The 25,557-nt window shown below is 66.7% G+C and carries 25 protein-coding genes, 1 pseudogene and 1 riboswitch; of the genes and pseudogenes, 16 read left to right on the top strand and 10 right to left on the bottom strand.

Going from position 1 to position 25,557, the window contains the following annotated elements; translation table 11 throughout:
• Position 1 precedes the first annotated feature (1 nt).
• The 4 genes and pseudogenes from LDO29_RS09035 (at position 2) to LDO29_RS09050 (ending at position 2,270) form a co-directional block, all read left to right on the top strand.
• On the top strand, positions 2 to 229 hold the full coding sequence (locus LDO29_RS09035; RefSeq protein ID WP_224079624.1) for a protein-tyrosine phosphatase family protein: 228 nt from the start codon (positions 2 to 4) through the stop codon (positions 227 to 229).
• Positions 219 to 671: a hypothetical protein gene (locus LDO29_RS09040; protein WP_224079448.1), complete on the top strand. Its 453-nt coding sequence runs from the start codon at positions 219 to 221 to the stop codon at positions 669 to 671. The genes LDO29_RS09035 and LDO29_RS09040 overlap by 11 nt, the downstream gene beginning before the upstream one ends.
• Positions 672 to 728: 57 nt before the next feature.
• Positions 729 to 1,309: pseudogene (locus LDO29_RS09045) on the top strand (lysophospholipid acyltransferase family protein).
• 4 nt (positions 1,310 to 1,313) lie between these two features.
• Positions 1,314 to 2,270, top strand: a complete 957-nt coding sequence (locus LDO29_RS09050) for a phosphatidate cytidylyltransferase (protein WP_224079449.1) — start codon at positions 1,314 to 1,316, stop codon at positions 2,268 to 2,270.
• 36 nt (positions 2,271 to 2,306) lie between these two features.
• Here LDO29_RS09050 and LDO29_RS09055 read toward each other — a convergent pair whose 3' ends face one another.
• Positions 2,307 to 3,440 (bottom strand): ABC transporter substrate-binding protein, encoded by a 1,134-nt coding sequence (locus LDO29_RS09055; RefSeq protein WP_396022649.1) that lies wholly within the window; start codon positions 3,438 to 3,440, stop codon positions 2,307 to 2,309.
• 197 nt (positions 3,441 to 3,637) lie between these two features.
• Here LDO29_RS09055 and LDO29_RS09060 point away from each other — a divergent pair, with 197 nt between their 5' ends.
• The 4 genes from LDO29_RS09060 to LDO29_RS09075 all read left to right on the top strand — a co-directional run bounded on the left by LDO29_RS09060 (position 3,638) and on the right by LDO29_RS09075 (position 9,665).
• Positions 3,638 to 4,081 (top strand): hypothetical protein, encoded by a 444-nt coding sequence (locus LDO29_RS09060; RefSeq protein ID WP_224079451.1) that lies wholly within the window; start codon positions 3,638 to 3,640, stop codon positions 4,079 to 4,081.
• A 69-nt stretch (positions 4,082 to 4,150) separates the two neighbouring features.
• The gene (locus tag LDO29_RS09065) at positions 4,151 to 5,323 is read left to right on the top strand and encodes an efflux RND transporter periplasmic adaptor subunit (RefSeq protein ID WP_224079452.1); all 1,173 of its coding nucleotides are present in this window, start codon (positions 4,151 to 4,153) and stop codon (positions 5,321 to 5,323) included.
• A complete protein-coding gene (locus LDO29_RS09070; protein ID WP_224079612.1) occupies positions 5,323 to 8,424 on the top strand; it encodes an efflux RND transporter permease subunit in 3,102 nt (1,033 codons plus the stop codon). Before LDO29_RS09065 ends, LDO29_RS09070 begins: the two co-directional genes overlap by 1 nt.
• Positions 8,421 to 9,665, top strand: coding sequence for a TolC family protein (locus LDO29_RS09075; protein WP_224079453.1), 1,245 nt, complete (start codon positions 8,421 to 8,423; stop codon positions 9,663 to 9,665). Before LDO29_RS09070 ends, LDO29_RS09075 begins: the two co-directional genes overlap by 4 nt.
• A gap of 25 nt (positions 9,666 to 9,690) precedes the next feature.
• Here the strand turns inward: LDO29_RS09075 and LDO29_RS09080 are convergent, their stop codons facing one another.
• The 4 genes from LDO29_RS09080 to LDO29_RS09095 all read right to left on the bottom strand — a co-directional run bounded on the left by LDO29_RS09080 (position 9,691) and on the right by LDO29_RS09095 (position 14,092).
• Complete coding sequence (locus LDO29_RS09080; RefSeq protein ID WP_224079454.1) at positions 9,691 to 11,052, bottom strand: GntP family permease; 1,362 nt, start codon at positions 11,050 to 11,052, stop codon at positions 9,691 to 9,693.
• A 218-nt stretch (positions 11,053 to 11,270) separates the two neighbouring features.
• Entirely contained in the window at positions 11,271 to 11,663 is a 393-nt protein-coding gene (locus LDO29_RS09085) for a RidA family protein (protein WP_224079455.1), read from the bottom strand.
• A 40-nt stretch (positions 11,664 to 11,703) separates the two neighbouring features.
• Complete coding sequence (locus LDO29_RS09090; protein WP_224079456.1) at positions 11,704 to 13,167, bottom strand: N-acyl-D-amino-acid deacylase family protein; 1,464 nt, start codon at positions 13,165 to 13,167, stop codon at positions 11,704 to 11,706.
• 4 nt (positions 13,168 to 13,171) lie between these two features.
• Positions 13,172 to 14,092, bottom strand: coding sequence for a MurR/RpiR family transcriptional regulator (locus LDO29_RS09095; protein WP_224079457.1), 921 nt, complete (start codon positions 14,090 to 14,092; stop codon positions 13,172 to 13,174).
• A 191-nt stretch (positions 14,093 to 14,283) separates the two neighbouring features.
• On the opposite strand from LDO29_RS09095, the gene LDO29_RS09100 reads away from it, so the two are divergent.
• The 3 genes from LDO29_RS09100 to LDO29_RS09110 are packed head-to-tail and all read left to right on the top strand — an operon-like array spanning position 14,284 to position 17,175.
• Positions 14,284 to 15,552 (top strand): amino acid deaminase, encoded by a 1,269-nt coding sequence (locus tag LDO29_RS09100; protein WP_224079458.1) that lies wholly within the window; start codon positions 14,284 to 14,286, stop codon positions 15,550 to 15,552.
• A gap of 12 nt (positions 15,553 to 15,564) precedes the next feature.
• A complete protein-coding gene (locus LDO29_RS09105; protein ID WP_224079459.1) occupies positions 15,565 to 16,500 on the top strand; it encodes a sugar kinase in 936 nt (311 codons plus the stop codon).
• A 33-nt stretch (positions 16,501 to 16,533) separates the two neighbouring features.
• On the top strand, positions 16,534 to 17,175 hold the full coding sequence (locus LDO29_RS09110) for a bifunctional 4-hydroxy-2-oxoglutarate aldolase/2-dehydro-3-deoxy-phosphogluconate aldolase (RefSeq protein ID WP_224079460.1): 642 nt from the start codon (positions 16,534 to 16,536) through the stop codon (positions 17,173 to 17,175).
• A 98-nt stretch (positions 17,176 to 17,273) separates the two neighbouring features.
• Here the strand turns inward: LDO29_RS09110 and LDO29_RS09115 are convergent, their stop codons facing one another.
• From LDO29_RS09115 to LDO29_RS09125, 3 genes are all read right to left on the bottom strand, one after another.
• On the bottom strand, positions 17,274 to 17,405 hold the full coding sequence (locus LDO29_RS09115) for an entericidin A/B family lipoprotein (protein WP_041680161.1): 132 nt from the start codon (positions 17,403 to 17,405) through the stop codon (positions 17,274 to 17,276).
• A gap of 135 nt (positions 17,406 to 17,540) precedes the next feature.
• The gene (locus LDO29_RS09120) at positions 17,541 to 18,863 is read right to left on the bottom strand and encodes a bifunctional diguanylate cyclase/phosphodiesterase (RefSeq protein WP_224079461.1); all 1,323 of its coding nucleotides are present in this window, start codon (positions 18,861 to 18,863) and stop codon (positions 17,541 to 17,543) included.
• A 288-nt stretch (positions 18,864 to 19,151) separates the two neighbouring features.
• Positions 19,152 to 20,465 carry a hemolysin family protein gene (locus LDO29_RS09125; protein WP_224079462.1) on the bottom strand — a complete coding sequence of 438 codons (1,314 nt, stop codon included), beginning with the start codon at positions 20,463 to 20,465 and terminating at the stop codon, positions 19,152 to 19,154.
• Positions 20,466 to 20,723: 258 nt separating this feature from the next.
• On the opposite strand from LDO29_RS09125, the gene LDO29_RS28325 reads away from it, so the two are divergent.
• Entirely contained in the window at positions 20,724 to 20,924 is a 201-nt protein-coding gene (locus LDO29_RS28325) for a hypothetical protein (RefSeq protein ID WP_396022643.1), read from the top strand.
• 169 nt (positions 20,925 to 21,093) lie between these two features.
• Positions 21,094 to 21,951, top strand: a complete 858-nt coding sequence (locus LDO29_RS09130; protein ID WP_224079463.1) for a helix-turn-helix domain-containing protein — start codon at positions 21,094 to 21,096, stop codon at positions 21,949 to 21,951.
• Positions 21,952 to 21,962: 11 nt separating this feature from the next.
• Here the strand turns inward: LDO29_RS09130 and LDO29_RS09135 are convergent, their stop codons facing one another.
• Positions 21,963 to 22,589, bottom strand: coding sequence for an acyloxyacyl hydrolase (locus LDO29_RS09135; RefSeq protein ID WP_224079464.1), 627 nt, complete (start codon positions 22,587 to 22,589; stop codon positions 21,963 to 21,965).
• 222 nt (positions 22,590 to 22,811) lie between these two features.
• Positions 22,812 to 22,974, top strand: a riboswitch (FMN riboswitch).
• 176 nt (positions 22,975 to 23,150) lie between these two features.
• Between LDO29_RS09135 and ribB the strand changes: the two genes are divergently transcribed.
• Positions 23,151 to 23,822 carry a 3,4-dihydroxy-2-butanone-4-phosphate synthase gene (gene ribB, locus LDO29_RS09140; RefSeq protein ID WP_224079465.1) on the top strand — a complete coding sequence of 224 codons (672 nt, stop codon included), beginning with the start codon at positions 23,151 to 23,153 and terminating at the stop codon, positions 23,820 to 23,822.
• Positions 23,823 to 23,925: 103 nt separating this feature from the next.
• Positions 23,926 to 24,480 (top strand): surface-adhesin E family protein, encoded by a 555-nt coding sequence (locus LDO29_RS09145; RefSeq protein ID WP_224079466.1) that lies wholly within the window; start codon positions 23,926 to 23,928, stop codon positions 24,478 to 24,480.
• A 15-nt stretch (positions 24,481 to 24,495) separates the two neighbouring features.
• On the opposite strand, the gene LDO29_RS09150 is transcribed toward LDO29_RS09145, so the two are convergent.
• Positions 24,496 to 24,906, bottom strand: a complete 411-nt coding sequence (locus LDO29_RS09150; RefSeq protein ID WP_224079467.1) for an RT0821/Lpp0805 family surface protein — start codon at positions 24,904 to 24,906, stop codon at positions 24,496 to 24,498.
• Between the two features lie 250 nt (positions 24,907 to 25,156).
• Between LDO29_RS09150 and LDO29_RS09155 the strand changes: the two genes are divergently transcribed.
• On the top strand, positions 25,157 to 25,531 hold the full coding sequence (locus tag LDO29_RS09155; RefSeq protein WP_224079468.1) for a hypothetical protein: 375 nt from the start codon (positions 25,157 to 25,159) through the stop codon (positions 25,529 to 25,531).
• The last annotated feature ends 26 nt before the right edge of the window (positions 25,532 to 25,557 follow it).

The following is a 25,557-nucleotide window of genomic DNA, read 5'->3' on the forward strand; positions in this document are numbered from 1 at the left end:
GGTGCTGGTCAGTTGCGCGCTGGGCTATTCGCGCAGTGCGCTGGTCGCGGCCGCCTGGCTGGGCGCGAATACGCGCTTGCGCGATCCGCAGCAGGTGCTGGCCCTGCTATGGCAAAGCCGTCCCAATGTGGTGCTTGGCCCGCAAAGCGTGGCGGCGTTGGCGCGTTACCTGCAAACCGCCGCCGGCCCGCTGGCATCCGATCCGCAAGGAACCTCCCATGCTGACTGAAGCCGATTCCCGTCCTGAACCTGCCAGCGATGCCTGGATGGCGCGCATCACCGCAGGCGCCATGCACGCAGCCGCCCGGCTCAACGGCGCCGGCCTTGTCCTGGCAATGGCCAATCTGCTGCTTGCAGGGCTGTTCGCGCCTGCGGCCCTGGTCTACCTGATTCTTGGGCTCGTGGCTGCGGTTGTGGGTGCGGCGCAGCTGTGGCTGGTGGTCCGTGTCGAACTCGACCGTCGCCTGTTCGAGGCGCTGGCGGTTTCGGGAGATGCCGCGGACCTGGGCGCGCTCGATCATGCCCTGTCCACGCTCGGCTGGCAGGCACCGGGACGCTCTGGCCGCTCGCTGGCCGAGCGCTCGCGCGCGACGCTGCGCTTCCTGAAGTTCGCCGGCTCACTCGCGGCGGTGCAGTTGCTGCTCGCGCTTCTTTTGCTGCTATTGAGATGATTTCCACATGAGCTGGCTTCACGACTGGTGGCGCGCGCCATCATCCTGTTTGCGCAGATGCTGACCGGCATGCAGGCGCGCTGGAACGGCTGCCTGCGGCCATGCAGCGCGTCTACTTTGCCAACCACAGCAGCCATGGTGACTTCGTGCTGATCTGGGGCTGCCTGCCGCCGGACCTGCGTGCCGCGACGCGGCCAGTGGCGGGCTCGGACTACTGGGAAGCCTCGCCGTTGCGGCGCTTTATCGGGCGTGAAGTTTTCCGTGCGCTGCTGATCGACCGTACTGGCGGCCGCGACGGCACGACGCCGGACCCTGTGGCGCAGATGGAGCAGGCGCTGCGTGGGGGTGCTTCGCTGATCATCTTCCCGGAAGGCACGCGCAATACCACCGATGAGCGGCTGCTGCCGTTCAAGAGCGGCGTGTTCCATCTCGCGCGGGCATGCCCGGACATCGAGTTCATGCCGGTGTGGATCGACAATCTCAACCGCGTGATGCCGAAGGGCGAGGTGATTCCGGTGCCGCTGCTCTGTACCGTGACCTTTGGCACGCCGCTGCGGTTGCAGTCCGAAGAGCCGAAAGAATCCTTCCTGGCCCGCTGCCGCCAGCAACTGCTCGCGCTGGCGCCGGCGCTGGAGTGAAACCATGTCAAGTGTTCAACTGATCCATGACACCCGCGTGCTGTTTGGCGGCGTGCTGTGCGTGTTGCTGCTTGCCTCGCTGGTGACCGCGCTGCTGCGCTGGCGCGTGGCCGGGGGCGCTCCCCACGTGGTGATCGACAACCTGGCCGCGCGGGTCTCGGCATGGTGGTGGATGGTCGCCATCCTCGGCATTGCCTTCGCCATGGGGCGCACGGCGATCATCGTGCTGTTCTACCTGCTGTCGTTCTACGCGCTGCGCGAATTCATCACGATCACCACGACCCGGCGCAGCGACCATCGCGCCATCGTGGCCGCGTTCTTCGTTTTCCTGCCATGCCAGTACCTCCTGGTCTGCATCGGCTGGTATGGGCTGTTCTCGATCTTCATCCCGGTGTATGCGTTCCTGATCCTGCCGATCCTGTCGGCGCTGTCTTCGGAGACCACGCGCTTCCTGGAGCGGTGCGCCGGCGTGCAGTGGGCGGTGATGGTCTGCGTGTTCTGCATCTCGCACGTGCCGGCGCTGCTGACGCTGCCGATTCCGGGCTACGAGGATCGCAACCTGCAGCTGATCGCTTTCCTGGTCACCGTGGTGCAGGGCAGCGACGTGCTCCAGTATGTGTGGGGAAAGCTGCTTGGCAAGCGCAAGATCGCGCCGTTGCTGTCGCCGTCCAAGACGGTCGAAGGCTTTGTCGGCGGCGTGGCCAGCGCGACGGCACTCGGGGCATCGCTGTGGTGGATCACGCCTTACGGTTCCCCCTTGAAGGCCGGTGCGATCGCGCTGGTCATCGCCCTGATGGGGTTCCTGGGCGGCCTGGTGATGTCGGCAATCAAGCGCGATCGCGGCATCAAGGACTGGGGCCACATGATCGAGGGCCATGGCGGCATGCTGGACCGCCTGGACTCGGTGGTGTTCGCCGCCCCGGTGTTCTTCCATCTCACGCGCTACTGGTGGGTGCCCTGAGCCGCGGGAACCCGCAGGGGCGGGGCGGCGAGGGCCTTATTTGCCTGAATCCTTCACGTCGGCAAACTTATCGAACTCGATGTTGTACAGCTCGCTGCCCCTCTTCTCGACCTTGCGGATGTAGACCGTCTGCACCACGTCCCGCGTAGCCGGATCGATCATGATCGGTCCGCGCGGGCTCATGATCTTCATGCCCTTGAGGGCGCCCAGGATCTTGTCGCCATCCGTGGCGCCATTGGTCTTCTTCAGCGCTTCATAGATGGCAGCCATGCCGTCATAGGCCGCGACGGTCATGAAATTCGGGCGGCCTGCGCCGGGATTCGCAGCCGAATAGGCGCTCAGGAAGGTCTTGTTCTCGCGCGAGTCGTGCGCCATCGAATAGTGGAACGAGGTGATCACGCCCAGCGTCGAATCGCCCATGGCGGGCAGCACGTGGTCATCGGTCAGGTCGCCGGTGGCAATCACGCGGATGCCGGCCTCGGCCAGTCCGCGCTCGCGGAAGCCCTTCATGAAAGCCACCCCCTGTTCGCCGGCGGGCAGGAACAGGAAGACGGCCTCCGGTCTTGCGTCCTTGATGCGCTGGATGAACGGCGCGAACTCCGGGTTGCGCAGCGGCACGCGGATGGACTCGATGACCTGCCCGCCGCCACCGATGAAGTTGGTCTTGAAGGCGGTCTCGGCATCGATGCCGGGCGCGTAGTCGGCCACCAGCGTGACCACCTTGCGCACATTGTTCTTCACCGCCCAGGTGGCCATGGGGGCCGATATCTGCGGCAGCGTCATCGACACGCGCGCGATGTAGTTCGACTTGGTGGTGATGATCGACGACGCGGCGTTGAAGATCACCATCGGCTTCTTCGCCTGCTCGGCGACAGGCGCGACGGCAAGGGCTTCCGGCGTCAGGCCGAAGCCGGCCAGGATGTCGACCTTGTCGCGCACCACCAGCTCCTGCGCGAGGCGCTTGGCCACATCCGGCACCGGGCCCGTGGTGTCCTTCATGATGACCTGCACCTTGCGGCCCGCCACGGTGTCGCCATGGAGCGACTGGTAGGCTTTCACCCCAGCTTCCATCTGCTTGCCGTAGTCGGCAAAGCTGCCGGAGAAGGGGGCGATCAGGCCAATTTTGACGGGCTCGGCAGCAAGCGCGGGTTGCGACAGGGCCGCCAGCATGCAGCCGGCGGCGATGGCGCGAAGCCAGAGGGCGAAGCTCATGGGATTGTCTCCGGTATTGTTTTCTTGGGTGATGACGCCGCAGGCAGTGTAGGAAAGCGCACGATAGGCCGCAATGAGGAATTGGTCCTAGTCCTCGCGCGACGCGTAGCCTGCCCGTGCCACAGCCGTTGAACCCGCGTTGCCGCGCCCTTACAATGGCAGGCGTGATCGCAGCCTGGTTCAGTCTCCTCGCCAGGGTGTCGCTGGCAGCAGCGATGATCGTGCTGCAGGCGTTTACCCCCTTGTTGCATGCCCATCTCGGAACCTCGCAAGTCCATGGGTGGCACATTCACCTGCAGCCGGCATACGCATTCAATTCTCATTCCACTGCACACGCCACGGATGCCGAATCATCGTTGACAGCCAGCGATGCTCCGGAGATCGACGTCGAGCGCGGGGTTCCTGCATCCCAGCCAAAAGAACGCGATTTTGATAATGGGCAATGGGCGCTCATTGCGGTGCTTGCCGTGGCTGCGGGCTGGCGGCCGTTGCCGGTGGCCGTGGTGCCAAGCGTTCCCGCCGGCGTTTCCCTGACGGCCCCACGATGGCGGCCACCCAATAGTCCTCCACCGGCCCTGGCGCCACCGCTGCACTCCTGAATTCCGTTCGCTCTCTCGCCGCTGGCTATCGGCGCCGGCGGCGCCTGTCCCGGATTCACGGAGATGATCATGATTTTCCTTTCCGCAACACGCTGCGTGTCGGCGGTGCTCGTGCTTGGCACTGGCGCCGCTTGCGCCGCACCCGCAGCCTATGCGGCTTCACGCCCGGCCGCGTCTTCCCAGGCTGGCGCGCTTCCATTGCCGGCCACGGCCCCCGCGTCTGCGCCGGTAGCCCAGGCCGCGCCATTGTCCATACCGCTTTCCACGCAGCAGGCCAGCGCTCTGGGCGTCGGCTATGGCGCGGTGCAACCCGTCTCGGCGCTTCCAGTCGGGGTGACAGCCCGGGTGGTGCCCGCGTATGGCACGCAATCCGTGGTGGCGGCCGCCTACCCGGGCGTTGCCTCGAAGATCCTTGTCACGCTCGGGGCCAGGGTACGTGCCGGCGAGCCGCTCGTGCGCTTCGAGAGCGCCGAGTACTTCGAGGCGCAGCGGGCGCTGGCCGAGGCCGGTTCGCAGGCTTCCGTGGCAGCCGACGCGTTGCGGCGCGATACCGCTCTCTACGATGAAGGCATCATTCCCGCCGCCCGTCTGCGCGCGGCCGAGGCGCGTGCGCGTGAGGCGCGGGCAGCAGCCAGTGCGCGGGCGAGCGCGCTGGCCAGCGCGGGAATCCGCGCCGCGCAGGGCGGCGGGGCACCGGTGATGGTGGCGCCTGCCGGCGGCACGGTGGTGGCAATTGCCGCCGTGGCCGGCCAGCGCTTCGCCGCCGGGGAGGTGCTGGTGCGGATCGCCCAGTCGGACCGGATGGAACTGGAGGCAGCGGTCCCCGCGCCGGCGCCCGCCTTCCGTATTGGAGACAAGGCACGCGTGCCCGCATATGGGGCCCATGGCATGGTGCTGGGCATGGCGCCTTCGATGGACGGGACCGGTGTGCTGCGGCTGCGCATCGGCCTGGATACGGCCGGGACCTTGCAGATGGGCGCGCAGGTGCCGGTGCAGGTCGAGGCCGGCGGCGCGGCGGGCCCGGTGCCGGCCGCCTGGCGCGTGCCGGCACGCGCGGTATTCCAGTGGCGCAACAAGCCAGCCGTGTTCGTGGCGCGCAAGGGTGCGGTGATGCTGCTGCCGGTGACCCGCCTGGCTGGCGACGATGACAGCGTGGTGGTCCAGGGTGCGTTCCAGCAGGGAGAGCGCGTGGTGACGGCTGGCGTCGCGGCGCTCAAGGGCGCACTGCTCGGGGGGGAATGATGCTGTCCCGACTGATCGATTTCTCGCTGCGCCACCGGCTGGCCGTGCTGGCTGCCGCAGGCGCGGTTGCAGTCGCCGGGGTGCTGGCCTACCTGCACCTGCCGATCGATGCATTTCCCGATATCTCGCCGACGCAGGTCAAGATCATCCTGAAGGTTCCGGGCATGACGCCCGAAGAAGTGGAGCAGCGGGTTGTCACGCCGGTCGAGCTTGAGATGCTGGGTATTCCCAGCAAGCGGATCGTGCGTTCGACGGCCAAGTACGGCATTGCCGATATCACCATCGATTTTGAAGACGGTACCGATGTCTATTGGGCGCGCCAGCAGGTCAACGAACGCCTGTCGGGTGTCATGCGGGACCTCCCGCAGACTGCGGTCGGCGGGCTGGCGCCGATCACCACGCCCCTCGGCGAGATGTTCATGTTCGTCGTGGAGGGCGAGGGCTATTCGCTGGCGGAGCGGCGGCGGGTGCTCGACTGGGTGATTCGCCCGGCCTTGCGCACCATTGCCGGCGTGGCGGATGTGAATGCGCTGGGCGGCGAGATCCGCAGCTATGAAGTCATACCGGACCCGGCCCGGCTCGCAGCGCGCAGCGTAACGCTCTCCGAGCTGCGCGACGCCTTGCAGTCCAATACGCGCAATGACGGCGCTGGCCGGCTCGTCAGCGGCGAAGAGGCGCTGGTGGTTCGCGTGGAGGCCGGCGTCACCGGCACGCAGGACATCGGGCAGGTGGTGGTAGCCGGCCCGAAGGACGGGCAGGGCCCTGTGGTGACGGTGGCGGATGTTGCCACGGTACGCATGGGCAGCGCCACGCGCTACGGCGCGGTGTCCTATGACGGCCGCGGGGAAACCGTGGAGGGCCTGGTGCTGGGGCTGCGCGGCGCCAACGCGCGTGACGTGGTGGCGGCCGTGTCCGCGCGGCTGGACGAGCTGCGGCCGCAACTGCCCCAGGGCATGTCGGTCCGCGTCTTCTACAACCGTGGCGACCTCGTGAGCCGGGCGGCCGGAACGGTGTTGCGGGCGCTGGCGGAAGCCGGCGTGCTGGTGGTCATCACCCTCTATGTGTTCCTGGGCGGCATACGGCCTGCGGTGGTGGTGGCGCTCACCCTGCCGCTGACCATGCTGGCCACTTTCGTGCTGATGCGGCAGATCGGGCTGAGCGCCAACCTGATGAGCCTGGGTGGCCTGGCGGTGGCGATCGGCATGCTGGTCGACGCGGCCGTGGTGGTGGTCGAGAATGCGGAGAGCCGGCTGGCCGAGCTGCCTGCGGCCGATGCCTCGGCGCGGCGGCGGGCGATCTACGAAGCCGTACGCGCCGTGTCGGCGCCGGTGCTGTCGGGGGTGGCCATCATCGCCATCGTCTTCCTGCCGCTGCTGTCGCTGCAGGGGCTGGAAGGCAAGCTGTTCTCGCCGGTGGCGCTGACCATCGTGCTGGCGCTGGCCGCGTCGGCAGTGGTGGCCTTCACCGTGGTGCCCGCCCTGTGCCAGCTGCTGATGCGCCCGGGCAAGCATGAGGAACCATGGCTGGTGCGGCGGCTGCACGCCATCTTCACGCGGATGCAGGCCTGGTGCTTCGCGCACCAGCGCGCCGCCTTTGCGGCGGCGGGCCTCTCGCTCGCGCTGGCGGCAGCGCTCTATCTGCTGACCGGCAAGACCTTCATGCCCACCATGGACGAGGGCGACATGATCGTGCAATTGCAGAAGGTGCCGTCGGTGTCGCTGCCGGCATCGGTTTCGCTGGATACGCGCGTGCAGCAGGACCTGCTGGCCAACGTGCCGGAAATCCGCGCCGTGGTCGCCCGCTCCGGGTCCGACGACCTTGGCCTGGACCCGATGGGCTTCAACGAGACCGACACCTTCCTGGTGCTGCGCCCCAGTTCGGAATGGCGGGGCACCAAGGAAGACATCGCACGGAGCATCCGGCAGCGCATGGAGCAGTTTCCCGGTGTTGTGTACAGCTTTACCCAGCCGATCGAGATGCGGGTTTCGGAAATGCTGACTGGTGCGCGGGGCGATGTCGCCATCAAGATCTTCGGCAACGACATGGCAAGACTGAACGATGCCGCGCAGGCTATTGCCGCACGGGTACGCCGCATTGACGGGGCTGCCGAGGTCATCGCGCCGCGCAACGAAGGCATGGAATACCTCTCGTTGCGCGTGAACCGGCTGGCGGCGGGCCAGGCGGGCCTGAGCGCTGAGGCCCTGCAGCAGGCACTACGCAGCCAGATCGAGGGCGAGACGCTGGGCGTGGTGCCGGAAGGCACCGTGCGCACGCCGCTGATCCTGCGTGGCAGCGATGCCGTGCGCGAGGCGCCGCAGGCGCTTGGCGCATTGCCGGTGCGTGCCGCGGACGGCACGGTCTGGCCGCTGGCGAGCCTGGCGCAGATCCGACAGAGCGGCGGGCCGGTGCGCATCGACCATGAAGACGGCAGCCGTTTCGCCGTCATCCAGGTCAATGTGACCGGACGCGACCTGACAGGCTTCGTGCAAGAGGCCCAGGCTGCCGTCGCCGCGCTGCCAGGCATGGACAGGAATCTGCGCGTGGTGTGGGGCGGCCAGTTCGAGAACCAGCAGCGCGCGGCCGCACGCCTTGCGCTGGTGATCCCCGTCGCCCTGGCTGCCATCTTCGGGCTGCTTGTGCTGACGTTCCGCTCCGCGCGGCAGGCGGCCCTCGTGTTTGCGAATGTGCCGTTTGCACTGGTGGGCGGCATTGCCGCGCTGAAGCTGTCGGGCGACTACCTGTCAGTGCCGGCCTCGGTAGGGTTCATCGCGCTGCTGGGCATTGCGGTGCTGAACGGGGTCGTGCTGGTCTCGCATTTCAATGCGTTGCTGCACGCCGGAGAGCCGATGGACAGGGTAGTGCGCGACGGCGCAGGACGGCGGCTGCGCCCGGTGCTGATGACCGCGGCGATTACGGCGCTTGGCATGATCCCGCTGCTGTTCGCGACCGGTCCCGGTTCCGAAATCCAGCGGCCACTGGCCGTCGTGGTCTGCGGCGGGCTGGTGACGTCCACGGCGCTGACGCTGTTGCTGCTGCCCATGCTGTTCGAGCGTTTCGGCCTGCCACGTGCATCGGCCATTGACCAGGGGGAGGCGGTATGAACCGGATGACCAAGGTAGGCTTGCTGGCCGCCCTGGCGGGGCTTTTGGTGGCGTCCGGCGCCGCGCGGGCACAGGACTGGCTTCCGCCTGAACAAGTGGCGCGGGAGTCCATCCTCGGGCACCCGAGCAATACTGCCGCGCAGGCGGCACAGGGCGGCCAGTACGCACGGGCGGAGGCAATCCGTAGCGGGCCGGCGGAAACCCAGCTGCGGCTCACGCCGCAGTATCGCCGCGTGCGCGATCCGTCCGACAACTTTGCCGAGGGGCAGGTCGGCATCGAGCGCTCGCTGCGCTTATGGGGCAAGACAGACGCGGATGCGGCCCTTGCCGACGCGACCATCCACAGCGCGGACATCGGGCTGCAGGACGCCCGCCACGAACTGTCGCGGGAGCTGCTGGGCCTGTGGTTCGGCGCGCTTCGTGCGCGCACGGAGTACCAGGCCCAGTCGGGCGCGCTGGAGCAGGCCACGGATCTCGTGCGCATCGTGCAGTCTCGCGTGCGGCATGGCGACGCCGCCGTGCTGGACCTGCAACTGGCGGCTTCCGACATGGAGCGCAGCCGCGCGGCCGCTGTCGCGGCGCAGGCCGGCGAGCGCAGTGCGGTAGCGGCGATGCGCGCCCGGTTCCCGCTGGTCTTGTTGCCGGATGGCTTGCCCCAGCGCCTGCCGGCAGCGATCGAAGGAGATCGCGCCGGGCTGCGGCAAGCCTACATCCAGGGTAGCCATGAGTTGCGCCTGGCGCAGGCAGAGGGCGAGCGGGTACAGCAATTGGCACATCGCGTTGGCCTGGAACGCTATCCGGACCCGACAGTCGGGGCCTTTGTCTCGATTGAACGGGGCGGCGCGGAGCGTGTGGCGGGCGTCAACCTGATTGTGCCGCTCGGAGGCAGCTACCGCCGGGCCAACGCTCAGGCTGCCGCTGCCGACGCGGCCCAGGCCGCGGCGCGATATAGCCTGGCCGAGCGGAAAGCGGGGGCAGAGTTCGACTCGCAGTGGGAGCTGATGCAGGGAAACCGGCAAGCGGCGGATGCCATGCTTGCCGCCTCGGCGCAACAGGAGACTGCCTATGGCAAGGTCAGGAGAGCCTACGCCCTGGGCGAGGCCGGCATCGCGGAAGTGCTGGCCGCCAGGCGGGCGCATGACGAGACCCGGCGCCAGGCCAGCCTGGCCGTGATCGATGCGGCCCAGTCCATGTACCGCCTGGAACTGGACCTGCATCGCGTATGGGACTTTGACGAGTGAGGCCGCTGGCGCGGCCCCGGCCGCGTCAGACCACCGTGGCCAGCGCCAGCGTCAGCAGCAGCGCCACCACCGAGATGAGGGTTTCGCAGACCGACCACGTTTTGAAGGTCTGGGTCACGGTCATGTTGAAGTACTCCTTGACCAGCCAGAAGCCGCCGTCGTTGACGTGCGACAGGATCAGCGAGCCAGCGCCGGTGGTCAGCACCAGCAGTTCCGGGCGCGTGCCCGGCACGCTGGCGGCGATCGGCGCGACGATGCCGGCCGCAGTAGTCATGGCGACGGTTGCTGAACCCGTGGCGATGCGGATCATCACCGCTACCAGCCAGCCCAATACCAGCACCGACACATGAGCACTGGTGGCAACGTCGACGATGGAGGTCGAGATGCCCGAGTCGCGCAGGATGCGGCCAAAGCCGCCGCCGGCGCCGACCACCAGCGTGATGATCGCGGTCGGGGCCACGCACTCGTTGGTGAACTTCAGGATGGCGTCACGGCCGAAGCCGCGTGCCTTGCCGAAGGTGTAGAAGCTCACCAGCGCGGCGATCAGCAGCGCCATGACCGAGTTGCCGATCAGCTTGAGGAAGTCGTTGGCAAAGGTCTTGGGCGTCGTGAACAGGTCGGCCCAGCTGCCGATCAGCATCAGCAGCACGGGCAGAAGGATCGTGAACACCGTGATGCCGAAGCCCGGCAGCTGATGCGACGCCTGGACGCTCGCGTCTTCCTCGGTGAACTGCTCGGCCAGCGGGTTGATGTCGGGCAGCTTGACGTAGCGGTCCATCAGCTTTGCGAACAGCGGACCGGCAATCGCCGCGGTCGGGATGCCGACGATCAGCGCATACATGATGGTCTTGCCGATGTCCGCCCCATAGGCGGTGACGGCCAGCAGCGCGGCCGGGTGCGGCGGGATCAGCCCGTGCACGACGGACAGGCCCGCCACCATCGGGATGCCGACCAGCACCATCGACGTGCCGGTGCGCTTGGCGACGTTGAACGCGATCGGGATCAGCAGCACGAAGCCGACTTCAAAGAAGACCGGCAGGCCGACGATGAAGGCGATGGTGACCATCGCCCAGTGCACGTTCTTCTCGCCGAAGAAGTCGATCAGCGTCAGCGCGATGCGCTCGGCGCCGCCGGATTCGGCCATCATCTTGCCGAGCATGGTGCCAAGGCCGATGACCAGCGCGATATGGCCCAGCGTGCCGCCGACGCCGGCTTCGAAGGACTTGATGATGTCGCCCATCGGCATGCCAACGGCAAAGCCGAGCAGGACCGAGACGATGACGAGGGTGATGAAGGGATTGAGCTTGAAGCGCGCGATCAGTATGACCAGGGCGATCACGGCGATCAGCGCGTACAGCAACAGTGTGGTTCCGGTGACGGCACCCATGTTGTCTCCTTTGTGTGGAAAAAATGCCGCGGGTGGCGGCAGGGGTTTGGGCTTGTTTTTTCTTCCCCTCTCCCGCTTGCGGGAGAGGGGTTGGGGGAGAGGGCGGGCGCTTGGCAAGCACCGTGGCGCGTCACTTCGTCGAGACGCTGGCCGTCTCCCCCGGCTCCTCTCCCATTTCATGGGAGAGGGGAGAACACATTCAGACGCAGGCGACCGGCTCAGGCCACCGGCTTCTTGTAGGCAATGCAGTCCACCTCGACCTTGCAGTCCACCACCATGCTGGACTGGACGCAGGCACGCGCAGGCGGGTTGGCGCCAAAGTATTCCTTGAAGATCTTGTTGAACGCGGCGAAGTCGCGCGCGTCGTCCAGCCAGACGCCGCAGCGCACCACGTGCTCGGGGCCATAGCCCGCTTCGGCCAGGATGGCGAGCACGTTCCTGATGGCCTGGTGCGTCTGCGCCACGATGCCGCCATCGATCAGTTCGCCGTTGACCATCGGTACCTGGCCGGAAACGTGGAGCCAGCCGTCGGCCGCTACCGCGCGGGCAAAGGGCATGTGCTGGCCGCCCTGGCCGGTGCCGCCTTCTACGCCGAATCGCTTGATATCCATGAAAACTCCTGAAATCGGATGAAACAAAAGAGGGGGAAGGTCAGGCCGCCGGCCGGGTGCCGCGCGGCAGGAACCGGCCGGCACGCACGCCGGTGGGCTGGCGCTGCTGCCAGGACAGCTCGCCGTTGACCCAGACCGCGGCAATGCCCTCGGCCGGCTGCATGGGATCGGTGAAGCTGGCCGCGTCGCGGATCGTGTCGGCGTCGAACAGCACCAGGTCGGCCCAGTAGCCTTCACGCACGAAGCCGCGGCCGGCCAGGCCGAAGCGCTCGGCGGACATGCCGGTCATCTTGTTGACGGCCACCGCCAGCGGAAACAACTCGCGATCGCGCGCATAGTGGCCGAGCACGCGCGGGAACGCGCCCCACAGGCGGGGGTGCGGCAGCGGGTCGTTGGGCAGGCCGTCGGAGCCCACCACGGTTGCCGGGTGGCTCAGGATGCGGTCCACGTCGGCGTCTTCCATGCAGTGGTAGACGGCGCCGGCCGGCATCAGGCGGCCTGCAGCCTCGTACAGGTCGACCTGCCACTCGGCCGCGATATCGGCCAGCAGGCGGCCGCCCATCTCGGGCGCGCCTTCCGACCACGTCACCATGATGTCGAAGTCGCTGGTCACCTGCTTGAGGTCCAGCGTGGACGAGCTGGCGGTATAGGGATAGCAGTCGCAGCCGACGGGCTGCCAGCGCTGCGCGGCGTCGAGCGCGTCCAGCACTTCGGTGCTGCGGCCCCAGTTGGGCACGCCGGCGCATTTCAGGTGCGAGATCACCACGGGCACGCGCGCATGGCGGCCGATGCGGAACGCTTCGTCCATCGCGTCGAGGATCTCTGCAAACTCGCTGCGCAAGTGCGTGGCGTAGAGCGCGCCGGCATGCGCGAGCGGTTCGGCCAGGGACAGCACTTCCTCGGTCGGGGCGCAGAATGCGTTGGCGTATGCGAGACCTGTGGAGAGGCCCAGTGCGCCGTGCTGCAGCGCCTCTTCGAGCTGCGCGCGCATGGCAGCAATCTCCGCAGGCGTGGCAGCGCGGTCCAGCTTGTCCATATGGTTGCTGCGCAGCGCGGTATGGCCGACCAGTGCGGCGACGTTGACGGCAGGCTGCGCGGCGTCGACCGCGTCCACATACGAGCGGAAGTCCGGGTAGCGGAAAGCATCCGCATGCCCGAGCAGGTTCATCGGGTCGGGCGGGTCGCCCGACAGCACGACGGGCGCTGCGCTGATGCCGCAGTTGCCGACGATCACGGTCGTCACGCCCTGCGAGAGCTTCGGCGTCATCTCGGGCTGGCGCACCACATTGGTGTCGTCGTGGGTATGCACGTCGATAAAGCCCGGCGACAGGACCAGGCCGTGGCCTTCCACCACGTGGGCAGCGGAATCGGGATCGATGGTGCCGGCTTCGTCGATGCGGGCGATCCGGCCATCGCGCAGCGCCACGTCGGCCATGCGGGCCGCGGCTCCCGAGCCGTCGAGCAGGGTCACGCAGCGGATCAGGGTGTCAAACAGGTGTGGCATAGAGTCAGTCTCCCAGCGGCTGGCGGCCGTCCGGGCCGACGCCTGCGTCTTGACTGCGCTCGCCGCCGGGGTCGCGGTGGGCGTCGAGCACATACTTCAGGCGGCGCAGCCGTTCCTTGCTCTGGTCCTGCTGCAGCAGCGCGCATTGTGTAGCCAACACGTCCAGCACCAGCAACATCGCGTAGCGCGAGGCCGACGGCTTGAAGATGAAGTCGGTCTCCAGCGTGCGCACCGGCAGCAGGACGTCGGCGCGCGCCGCCAGCGGCGAACCCAGCGCCGTCACGGCCACCAGCCTGGCGCCGTACTCGCGCGCGATATCGCAGCTCGCCAGCATTTCCGGCACGCTGCCGCTCGCCGAAAACGCGAGCACCACGTCTTCGCGGCTGAGCGTTGCTGCCACCATCTTCTGCAGCAGCGCGTCCTGGTAGCTGGCCACTGGATGCCCGAGCCGCGCCAGGCGGTGGCGCGCCTCGTCGGCCATGAAGGACGATCCGCCGCCCATGCCAAAAGCGTAGACCATGCGTGCGCCCAGCAACAGGCGTGCGGCTTGTTCCACGCGGTCGGCATCGATCAGCTTGCGGTTGACCTCGAGGGCCGTCAGCACGTCGGCATGGATGCGGTCGGCCAGGGTGGCAGGGGTGTCGGCCGGCGCCGGCATGCCGTCCGGTTGCAGGAAGCGCATGCCCACCGCGGTGGCCTGGGCCAGCCGCAGCTTGAGGTCGCGCACGTCGCGGCAGCCGATTGCCTTGGCAAAGCGCGTTACGCTGGCTTCGCTCACGCCGGCCTTGCGCGCCAGCTCGTTGATGCTCGCCGCCGCCGCGCCGGCCAGGTCTTCCAGGACGACTTGCGCCACCTTCTGCTCGGCCAGGCGCAGCGCGGGGCCGCGCTCGGCGATGCGGGTCAGGATGTCGAAGGGCGCGGTCATGGCTCGGGAAGGTTCAGGGGCTGGCGAAGGGCTATAACTGGTAGTGCCGGCCCTGTCGCATCGCGGTGGCGCGGCGCTGATCTTCCAGACGGCTTGTCCGGGATCGGCGTGTTACTTTATAACAATGGTGAAATATCGTAATTTCAGGGATATCATTACGTCAATCAGATTTTTTCAGGGTGATGACAGGCATGCGTGAAATAAAGTACCAAGCCGGCACGATCGATCCACTGAACAAGGCGCTGGGCAGGCTGGAGGCCCCGATTGCGCCCGAAGACGCCGGCCAGACCGGCTGGAGCCTGCTGCGCGAAGAACTCAGCCTGCCAGCGGCAGTGCTTTATGAGGAACGCCTGTCTCACAACCTGGAATGGATGCGCCGCTTCATGAATGAGTATGGCGTGCAGCTTGCGCCGCATGGCAAGACCACCATGGCGCCCAAGCTGTTCGCGCGCCAGCTCGGCGCAGGTGCCTGGGGCATTACGCTGGCGACGGCGCACCAGACTGCCGCGGCCTACGCCCACGGCGTGCGCCGAGTGCTGATGGCCAACCAGCTCGTGGGCCGCCGTAACATGGAAATCATCGCGGACCTGCTGCGCGATCCCGGCTTCGAGTTCTTCTCGCTGGTAGATTCCGCCGAGCTGGTCGACCAGCTCGGCGCGTACTTCCATGAACGTGGACAGAAACTGCAGGTACTGCTGGAACTCGGCGTGGAAGGCGGCCGCACCGGCGTGCGCGACGCCGCGCAGCAGGCCGACGTGCTTGCGGCGCTGGCGCGCTGGCCCGATGCATTGTTGCTGGCGGGCGTCGAGATCTATGAGGGCGTGCTCAAAGAAGAGGCTGATATCCGCCGATTCCTCCAGCGCACGGTGGCGGTGACGCGCGAGATTGCGCAACAGGGCCGCTTTGGCCGCAGCCCGGTGGTCATGTCGGGGGCGGGGTCGGCCTGGTACGACGTGGTGGCGGAAGAATTTGCCCGCACCGACATCGGCACGCCGATCGAGGTGGTGCTGCGTCCCGGCTGCTACCTGACGCACGATGTGGGCATCTACAAGGCCGCGCAGGAACGCATTCTCGCGAGCAATCCGGTGGCGCAGAAGATGCGCGAGGGCCTGCTACCGGCGCTGCAGCTGTGGGCTTACGTGCAGTCCGTGCCGGAACCTGACCGCGCCATCATCGGCATGGGCAAGCGCGACGCGGCGTTCGACGCGGGCATGCCGATTCCCGCGGTGATCTACCGTCCGGGCAACGCCGTTCCGGTGGCTGTGCCCGCGCACTGGGAAGTCACGGGCATGATGGACCAGCACGCGTACCTGCAGATCCGTGCGGGCGACGATATCCGGGTGGGCGACATGATCGCCTTTGACATCTCGCACCCGTGCCTGACGTTCGACAAGTGGCGGCATATCCCCGTGCTCGACGGCGATATGCGCGTCATCGACATTGTCCAGACCTTCTTCTGAGACGAGCGCGCCATGAGCATCGACATCCTGGCCTATGGCGAGCCGCTGGTGGAATTCAACCAGCAGCCCGACGACCCGACCCGCTACCTGCAGGGCTTTGGCGGCGACACTTCGAATTTCTGCATTGCGGCCGCACGGCAGGGCGGTACCACCGGCTACATCAGCGCGGTGGGTGCGGACAGTTTCGGCGAGCGCCTGATGGCGCTGTGGACGCGCGAGCGCGTGGACACGCGCCACGTCCGGGTCGATCCGGCAGCACCGACCGGCGTGTATTTCGTCAGCCATGACAACCATGGCCACCGCTTCGACTACCTGCGCGAGGGCTCCGCCGCGGCCCGCTACCATCACGAGCAACTGCCGCTGGCCACGATCGCGCAGGCTAAATTCCTGCATCTGTCGGGCATCAGCCTGGCCATCAGCACGAGCGCCTGCGACACGGGCCTGGCTGCGATGGAGCATGCGCGCAAGGCCGGCGTGAAGGTGTCGCTCGATACCAACCTGCGGCTGCGCCTGTGGTCGCTGGCGCGGGCGCGCGGCATCATGCGCGAGGCGTTTTCGCTCACCGACGTGTGCCTGCCAAGCTGGGACGACATCACCGTGCTGACCGGGCTCGATGACCGCGATGCCATCGTCGATTACCTGCTGGGCTGCGGCATCGGCCTGGTGGCGCTCAAGCTCGGCGAAGAGGGTGCCTACGTGGCCACGGCCGAGTCGCGCACGCTGGTGGAGCCATTCCCCGTCAAACCGGTCGACGCCACGGGCGCGGGCGACTGCTTCGGCGGCAGCTTCATCGCGCGGCTGGCCGCCGGTGCCGATCCGTTCGAGGCCGCGCGCTATGCGAACGTGGCGGCCGCGCTGTCCACCACCGGCTATGGCGCGGTGGCGCCAATTCCGTCCGCGGAGACCGTGCTCGCCAGGCTGGCGCAGTCGGTGTCCGTGATTGCCTGATTCACTTTCTTGTCCGCAACGATCCAGACTTCCATGCAAGCTCAACCTTCCCCGCTGCTCGCACGGCTGGCCAATGTGCCGGTCATCCCTGTACTGGAGTTCGGCTCCGTCGATGAAGCGCTGCATGTCAGCGAAGCACTGGTGGCCGGCGGCCTGCCGCTGCTGGAAATCACGCTGCGCACACCGGTTGCGATGGACGCCATGCGCGCCGTGGCCGCGAAGATTCCGGACGCCTGCGTAGGCGCCGGCACGGTGCTGACCGTGGGGCAGCTTCACGCCGTGCGCGATGCCGGTGCGCAGTTTGCCGTATCGCCGGGCCTGACGCCCACGCTGGCAGCGGGTGCGCAGGATGCCGGCATCTCGCTGCTGCCGGGCGTGGCCACGGCCAGCGAAGCCATGGCCGCGCTGGAAGCCGGCTTCACGTTCCTGAAGTTTTTCCCGGCACAGGCGGCAGGCGGGATACCGATGCTCAAGTCGCTGTATGGGCCGCTGTCGCAGCTGCGCTTCTGCCCCACCGGTGGTATCGACGCGGCGCTGGCGCCGAACTATCTCGCCTTGCCTAACGTGGTGTGCGTGGGCGGTTCCTGGGTGGTGCCCAAGGATGCCGTCGCCGCTGGCGACTGGGGCCGCATCCGCAAGCTGGCCGAGGAAGCCGCAGCGCTGCGGCGGGGCTGAGCCATCGCACGCACGGTCACGGTATGGAAAGCAAAACGGCACGCCATGCGTGCCGTTTTGCCTGGGTTGCGCTGAGCCCCTGCAAAGGGACTTGCCGCTTACTTGTGGCGGTCAGCCGCGCCTTCCAGTTTCTGGCCGCCGCGCTGGATATCCTGGCCAAGTCCGGCCATGGTATTGCAGCCAGCCAGCAAGGTCGCGAACAGTACGCACCAGATCCAACCTTTCTTCACGCCGGGCTCCTTTCAGGTCATTGACATTTCGCGCCAGATTTTACCGCCAGTGGCGGTTGGTATCACACGCGATGTGTCGCAATTTGTAAATCGTACCAGCCCAGCGGTAAGGCGCCGCGCTGGCGCCACGGCGCGTTATGCCGCCGGCCCGAGCAGTTCCCGGGCACGCTGCTGGATGGCCCAGTGCGTCTGCGCGAGCCAGTTTGCCGGAAATGGCTGGGCGAGCAGGTATCCCTGGATACTGTGACAGCCCCATCCGTGCACCTGTTCAAGCTGCTTGCGGGTTTCCACGCCCTTGGCACAGACCGAAGCCCCCGCCTTGCGTGCCAGGGTGCAGGCCGCCTGCAGCCCGGCCGCCGCGTTGGCGGGCTGGTGGGCGTGCCCGAGGCTGCGCACGTCCAGCGTGACACGGTCGGGCCGCAATCGGCCGAAGGTTTCCAGGCTTTCGGGGTGGTTGTCGAAGTCGCCGAGCGAGAGCTGCAGGCCGCGCCGGCGCAACGCTTCGAACCTGGCGAGCAGCTCCGGGTCGTCCGGCAAATTGGTGGAGGGCACCTCGATGCAAAGCCGCTGCGGTGCGACGGCTCCGGCATCGAGGGTGCGCGCGAGTGCGTCGACCATGTCCAGTTGATACAGTTGCGCGCTGGATGCCAGCAAGGTGAACTGCAGTGGCCCGATATCCTCGGCCACTCGCGCCAGTGGCGCCAGGCTGCCGAGCAGCCAGTTGCCCACCGGCCCCATCAGTCCAAGGCCTTCCAGTGCGGGCAGGAAGTCCTGCGGCGCAACCCTGCCGAGTGCGGGATGGCGCCAGCGCAGCCGGATGGTGTAGCCGCTGATCCGGGCGCCTTCGAAATCGGCGCGGGGCTGGAGGTGCAGGCCAAGTTCGCCGCGTTCCAGCGCGTGCGGCAACGCCGCGATCATCTGGCTCGCGGCGGGCGTGCCGGCCCGCATGGCGCTCGCCAGTCCGTCGCCACCCTGGCGGCAAATGCGCAGCATGGCATCAAAGGCATGTTGCAGGCTGCGCTCCGCGGCTATGTCCGGGTGGTCCAGGGACACGCCGATGCTGCAGGACAGGAACAGCTCGAGGCCGTCCAGCGTGAAAGGGCGCGCCAGTTCGTCGGCCATGCGTTGTCCCAGCGGCGCGGGGTCCTGCGCCGCGGGCGGCAGCGGGGTAACCACGGCCAGGTCGGCCGGCCCCAGCCAATACATGCGGGCTTCCGGTAGCAGCAAGCGCGCCAGGCGCGCCTGTACGAGCTGGCGCAGGCGCGCTGCTCCCTTGGGGCCCACGGATTCGCATGCGCTGGCAAAGCGATCCAGTCGAATGACGAGAATGACCAGTTGCGCGCCGCCGGAAGACGCGCGGCAATTACCCAGCGCAGCCACGAATGCGGCGGGCTGGACCATGTCGTACGCGTTTCCGGCACGCTGACCGGTGCTGTCGTCGGCGTCGTCTTGGTGCATGCAATCTCTTTTTGCGGGCAAGGCCGGCGAGGCGCTGGCTACTGTCCGCGCATCCTGTTCTGCGGTTGTTTTCGAATTCTGCCACCGCGATTGCACATTGCCCGGCGGGCAGTATCGCGGCGTCCGGTGTGGCGCAGCTTCGATCATACGGCAGGGAAGGCGGCTGGAGCATGCCGACCGGGGCATAAGCCCGATATGGCCGCCACTCGACACGCCGGCCTTGACAGCTTCGAGATTTGCCGGGTACCGGGGAACTGCGGCGATGAGTGGCGACGGACGGTGCTGGTGTCAGCCGGTGGTTTCCTCTTCGGGCCCTTCAGACGGCTGCACGCGCGAGGCCAGTACCTTGTCGATGCGCTTGCCGTCCATGTCCAGGATCTCGAAGCGCCAGTCTTTCCACTGGACGCTGTCCGCGGTCTGGGGCAGCCGGCCGAGCAGTAGCAGGAGCATCCCCGACAGCGTGTGATAGCGCTCCTTTTCTTCCTCGGGCACCTGGCGCAGGCCGATACGGTCCTTCAGCTCGGGAATGGGAATCAGGCCGTCGAGCAGCCAGGAGCCGTCTTCGCGCTGGACGGCCCACTCCTCGTCCACGCTGTCCGGCTTGAATTCCCCGGTGATGGCTTCGATCAGGTCCTGCAGCGTGACCAGGCCGAGCACCTCGCCGTACTCGTCGATCACGAAGGCGATCTGGCCGCCGGAGCCGCGAAAGTTCTCCAGCAGTTCCATGCCCGTGACGCTCTCCGGCACGAACACTGCCGGCTGCACCACGGCCATGAGGTCCGCTTCCTCGCCGCGCAGGCGGCGGGCCAGCAACTGGCGTGCGCTGACCACGCCGACAATGTCATGCATGCCGCCGCGCACGACCGGGAAGCGGGAGTGGTCCGATTCCTCGATGCGCTTGAGGTTTTCTTCCAGCGGCACTTCGATGTCCAGATACACCACGTCGCCGCGCGGCACCATCAGCGAAGCCAATTGCCGGTCATCGAGCCGGAACACGTTGCGAACCATGGTGTGCTCGTGCTGCTCGATGATGCCCGCCTCCGAGCCCTCGACCAGCAGCGCGTGGATTTCTTCTTCGGTCACGCCGGGGCCGCGATCGGTCTTGACGCCGAGCACACGCAGGACCAGGCGCGTCGAACTGGACAGCAGCTTGACGAACGGGGTGCTGGCCACGGCGAGCCAGGCAATCGGGCGGGCCACCAGCCGGGCGATGGACTCGGGAGCCAGCTGGCCCAGCCGCTTGGGCACCAGTTCGCCCAGTACGATCGAGAAATAGGTCAGGCCGGCCACGACAATGGCCGTGGCCACGTAGCCAGCCGTGGTCTGCGGCAGCCCGAGTCCCTGCAGCCAGGCGCCAAGCGGTTGCGCCAGTGTGGATTCGCCCACCACGCCGTTGAGCACGCCGATCGAGGTAATCCCGATCTGGACCGTGGACAGGAACCGGGTCGGGTCTTCGCCAAGCTTGACTGCCTCGATCGCTCCCCGGTCGCCGTCTTCAATCTGGCGCTGCAGGCGCGCCTTGCGGGCGGTGACCAGCGCGATCTCGGACATGGCGAACAGACCGTTGAGCAGAATCAGCGCCAGCAGTATGGCAATTTCCATCAGGGTGCGCGCCCGTTGCGCGCGGGGGTTAAAAGACCAAGCATACCATTCGCCTGTTACACCTTGTCGCGGTGTGGCGCTTGAGGCGCAAAGTAGGGCGACACCTTTGCGTCAATTGCCAATGCAAGGCCCCTTTGGGCTGCATGCCAGCATGGCATGCTGATAGGCCATAAAGAGTAAGCAAATTGCGATTCGTTACATGCGGCGCAAACATGTTCGCTATGCTTCGCCTGACAACAACCCACACAGGATAAGACAATGCTGAGAGGACTTGCCTTGCTGATTGCGTCTACTACCTTGCTGGCCGGCTGCGTCGTTGCTCCGTACGACGCCGGGTACGGAGCGGGGCCTGGTCCAGGCTGCCCGCCTGGACAGGCCAAGAAAGGAAATTGCAGGGTAGACCAGTATGGCAACCAGAGTTTCTGCCCGCCGGGCCAAGCCAAGAAGGGTAATTGCTGAGGATCGGTTTTTCCCGGTGCAGGGCGTCTCGGCGGACTGCCAGCGAACATGCCGCCAGATACCGTGCTTCGGTGCAAGGGGTTACCGCTTTGACACCGGGTGGAGTGAATCTTCCTGATTACCTCACAGGTAGTCGCCGGACAGCGTGACGCATGCTGTAATACGTCACATGGAAACCCTGACACCCGGCTCCAAGACCGCCCTCGATTTTCCCGGCCTGCTGCGCTACTGGCGCAGCAGACGCGGCTACAGCCAGCTTGCGCTCTCGCTGGCCGCCGGGGTGTCGCAGCGCCACATCAGCTTTCTCGAATCCGGCCGTTCCAGGCCCAGCCGCGAGATGGTGCTGGCGCTGTCCGAACGGCTTGGTGTGCCGCTGCGCCAGCGCAACCGCATGCTGCTGGCTGGCGGTTATGCTCCGGCCTATAGCGAACACGCCCTTGTCTCTCCGCCGCTGCAGATGGTGCAGCAGGCCATTTCGCTGATCCTCGCCAAGCAGGAGCCGTTCCCGGCCGTGGTCCTCGACCGTTTCTGGAACCTTGTCGACGCCAATCCTGCTTACCGACGCATGCTCGATGTGCTGCTCGCCGGCCGCGCACCCGCGGCGCTGGAAGACGGCGGCGGGCGGATCAACCTGATGCTGACCGTGTTCAATCCGGAGGGATTGTGGCCGGTGATCGAGAACGCGCGTCAGGTCGGCCGCTACCTCTTGCGGCGAGTCTGGCAAGAACTCCAGGTTCAGGCCAATGACCAGACTGCGCGGGAAATCTTCGCGCGGATTGCGGCCTGGCATCCTGACATGGTCGGCCCCGGCGGCGCGCTGCTGCCCCACGACGACGCGTCCGAAGGGCCGCCGCCGCCCGTGTTGCCGGTGACGCTGTGCGCCGGCACGTTCCGCGCCTCGCTGTTTTCCACGCTGACCACGCTTGGCATACCGCAAGACGTTACCCTTCAGGAGCTGCGCATCGAGTGCTTCTTCCCGGCCGATGATGCCACGCGCGACGTATTCGAAGCGCTGGCGCAAGGCTGACTCACGCTGTCTCAGAATCGGTAGCGCAGGTACACCGTGCTGAAGCCCGTGCCGGGGTTCGGCTCCTTGATTCCGGCATTCGAGATGTGCTGGAAGCGGTAGCCCACCGCGAACTGCTGTTCCTTGCCGAACGCCACGCCGACGCCCGCGTATTCCGAAAACTGGAAGGCGGTCGAGAAGACGTGGTCATCGGAGCTTCGGGTCTCGGTCATCAGGCGCAGGCCCAGCGACAATTCCAGGAACGGCACCCAGCTATAGCGCTTCCAGGCCAGCCTGGCCACCGGGGAGAAGCCGAATTCCCATGGGTTGCGCGGGTTGTTGCTGCTGGTGCTATGCCAGCGCGCAACATTGACTTCCCATTGCAGGTCGAGGAGCAAGCCCTGCGGGTTGCCCCAGGCAAAGCCGGAGTCCCACAGGAAGGCTGCTTCCACCTTCTGGACGTCGTGGCTGGTGTCGAAGCCATAGCCAAGCTGGACGGCTGGTATAGGCGGGGCAGCCTGCGCCAGGCCGCCTCCAAGCGCTGCGCCGGACAGGGCCGTGGCCAGTGCCGCCTGCCGGATACATCGCGCAGGAGAAAGCTTGCAGCGCAGGGTTACAGGAGCGGAACAGCCAGGCCGGTCATCGGGCAGCGGTCGCATAGGTTGGCTCGTTGTTGTCGGGACGGTCCGGAACGCGCGGTATGGGCGCATCCAGGATTGGGCGATGTCACGCACAGTCCCTTTTTCATCACACCTGATCTAGTTGTAGTACACGGTGGGACACATTGCAGCCCGAAAGAAAAACGAACAGCCGTGCTAAGATCGGCGCGCCGGTACTCTTTGCGTCTTGCCATCGGGGTACAGCGCGGCTTGCCGGCACCGTTACGTCTTCAGGGCGGGGTGAAAGTCCCCACCGGCGGTATGTCGCAGCGTACGACAAGTGCGATGCGGCGAGCCCGCGAGCGCCTGCACATTCTGTGCAGGGTCAGCAGACCTGGTGCGAGGCCAGGGCCGACGGTCATAGTCCGGATGAAAGAAGATGGGCGGAAGCCTGCCTGGCCGCCTCGGGCCCAGGGTATGGATGGTCACGCTTGCCGCGGCCGGACGCCGTCGTCCGTGCGCGGACCGGTGCCGTCATGCCACGCGCCTGCCGTGGTTGCCTGTGTGCTTCCGTTGATCCTCCCCTGAAACGCCCACTGATCAGCTAGCAAGGAGCGTTTCATGCCAAACCTTTCCAACGAATCCGAATTCATCACGCTTGCAGCCGATGCCGACGAGCGCCCATTGGCGGTGCGCATTGCGCAGGCGCTCGACGCCATGCGCGAAGGGCGCCCGGTTGTCCTGCTCGACGATGACGACCGCGAGAACGAGGCCGATCTCATCCTGGCCGCCGAATGCCTGACCCCATCCAACATGGCGATGATGATCCGCGAGTGCAGCGGTATCGTCTGCCTGTGCCTGACGGCCGGCAAGGTGCGCGAACTCGGACTGCGCCCCATGGTGGAAAACAACCGCAGCCAGTACGGCACGGCATTCACTGTGTCGATCGAAGCGCGCGTGGGCGTGACCACCGGCGTGAGCGCGGTGGACCGCATCACCACGATCCGCGCGGCGATTGCAGAGGACGCCGGACCGGATGCAGTGGTCAGCCCGGGCCATGTGTTCCCGCTGGTGGCAGTCGATGGTGGCGTACTGGTGCGGCGCGGGCACACTGAAGGTTCTGTCGAGCTGGCCCGGATGGCCGGCTTGTCACCGGCCGCGGTGCTTTGCGAGCTGATGAATCCCGACGGTACGATGGCGCGCCGTCCCGAGGCGCTGGCGTTTGCCGAGATGTACCGTCTGCCGGTGCTGACCATCGCGGATCTGGTTGCCTGGCGGGAAATACACGGCTGACATACGGCTGATACTCAGTGGATTTCGTGCCGTGCGGGTCGGCAAGCACGGCGGCATATGCGACAATGCGGATCGCTTTTCCCGTCAATTCGAGGGCATTTCAATGTTTTTCCGCATTTTTCGATGCGCCGCCGTGCTGGTCGGCTGCGCCATGGGCATGGCGGCCCACGCCGAATCCGGGGCTGGCTACGACAGCCGTCCTGCCGCTGCCGCCGGTCTGTACGAATGCCAGCAGCCGTCCGGAGGCACAGTCTTCCGTTCCACGCCGCGTGAAGGTTGCAAAGTCGTTGCCGCGCCCGACCCGGCAGCGCCTGACCCGCAACGCTGGCTTCCGCTGATGGGTGCCAACGGCGTGATCTCGTACTTCGACCAGGTCGCCGTCAAGCGCGCGGGGCCGGAGGTCGGCGTGGTGGTCATGCGCAATGCGCCGGTGGGCGTGATCCGTACCACAAGCGGCGAACCGATCCGGTCCTCGCTGAAGCGCATGGTGCTCAACTGCGCGTCCTCGATGGTGGCCGTGGTGGAGCAAACGCTCTACAGCAAGCGCTTTGCCAGGGGCGAGGCGCTCTACACTATCCGTGCGCCGCAGTCTGCGCGCTTCCAGCCGGCGGCCACCGGGTCGGTGGCCGCAGACCTGATGCGGCGGCTGTGCCGCTGAGGGGTGGGTTGTCCGCTATTCAGCGACCTGGCGTGACTTCCACTGGCCATCCTTCTGCTTGCAGAACCAGCCGCTCCAGTGCTCTTCGGCGCTGCCGCGCTTGAGGTCGGTCTTGAGCCGTCGGCACGACTGGCCCTGGTCGGTCTTGCTCGTGACGGGAGTCAGCGTGCCTTCCACCGGCAAGCGCTTGCCGCTGGCGGGAAACTCCCAGGAAACCGATTGGCCGTCCGCGGTGTCGTTCAGCGCCTTGCGCACGGACTTGGCGAACGATGCCGCTTCATCCTTGCTCATCTTGCCGATGATGGTGCCGGACAGGTAGTTGTCGAAGTACGCCTGGGCGGGAGCAGCCGCGGCGAGCATCAGCGTGGCGCCCAGTGCGCTGGCCAGGGCAACGGGGTGAAGACGTCGGGCTTGCCGAGACAGCATGATGGTTCCTTTTCTGTACATTGGCGCTGCGGCCCGGATCCGGCGGCCGCGTGCGGGCCAGTGCATTGTAAGCCCAACCGTTGCACCAATGACGGCTGGCGGCGCCTCTCGCGCCGCTTGCGCGGCAAGCGTGGTTGACAGCCGATTTTCGCTGGCCTAGCGTTGATTGTTGCCACTGATGCTTGCCGCAACGCCATCCGCATCGACAGGCAGCGGGGCACAACGCGTAATCACCGCGAGAGGAGTCCCCATGAAGCTGCGCCACCTCACCCTCGGCCTGGCGCTCGCCGCTGCGTTCGGCGTCGTGCATGCCCAATCCCCTGCCGCCAAGGGCGGAAAATTCGACCCATATACGGATGGTGCCAAGGCTGGCAAGTTCGATACGTACACTGATGGCGCCAAGACCGGCAAGTTTGACGTCTATACCGAAGGCGCCAAGTCCGACAATGTGACAGCGCTGGCCCCTGGCGCGCGTACTGACCAGCTCGAAGCGATCCAGGGCGCCCAGAGGGTCGGCAAGTCTGACCCGTACACGGACGGCGCCAAAGCGGGCAAGTTCGATACCTACACCGACGGTGCCAAGAGCGGCAAGTTCGACACCTACACCGACGGTGCGAAGCAATAGCGCTTCGTAGCGGGCCGGACTACATG

It is taken from the genome of Cupriavidus laharis (genome assembly GCF_914271435.1).
In the GTDB taxonomy this organism is placed as follows: domain Bacteria; phylum Pseudomonadota; class Gammaproteobacteria; order Burkholderiales; family Burkholderiaceae; genus Cupriavidus; species Cupriavidus laharis.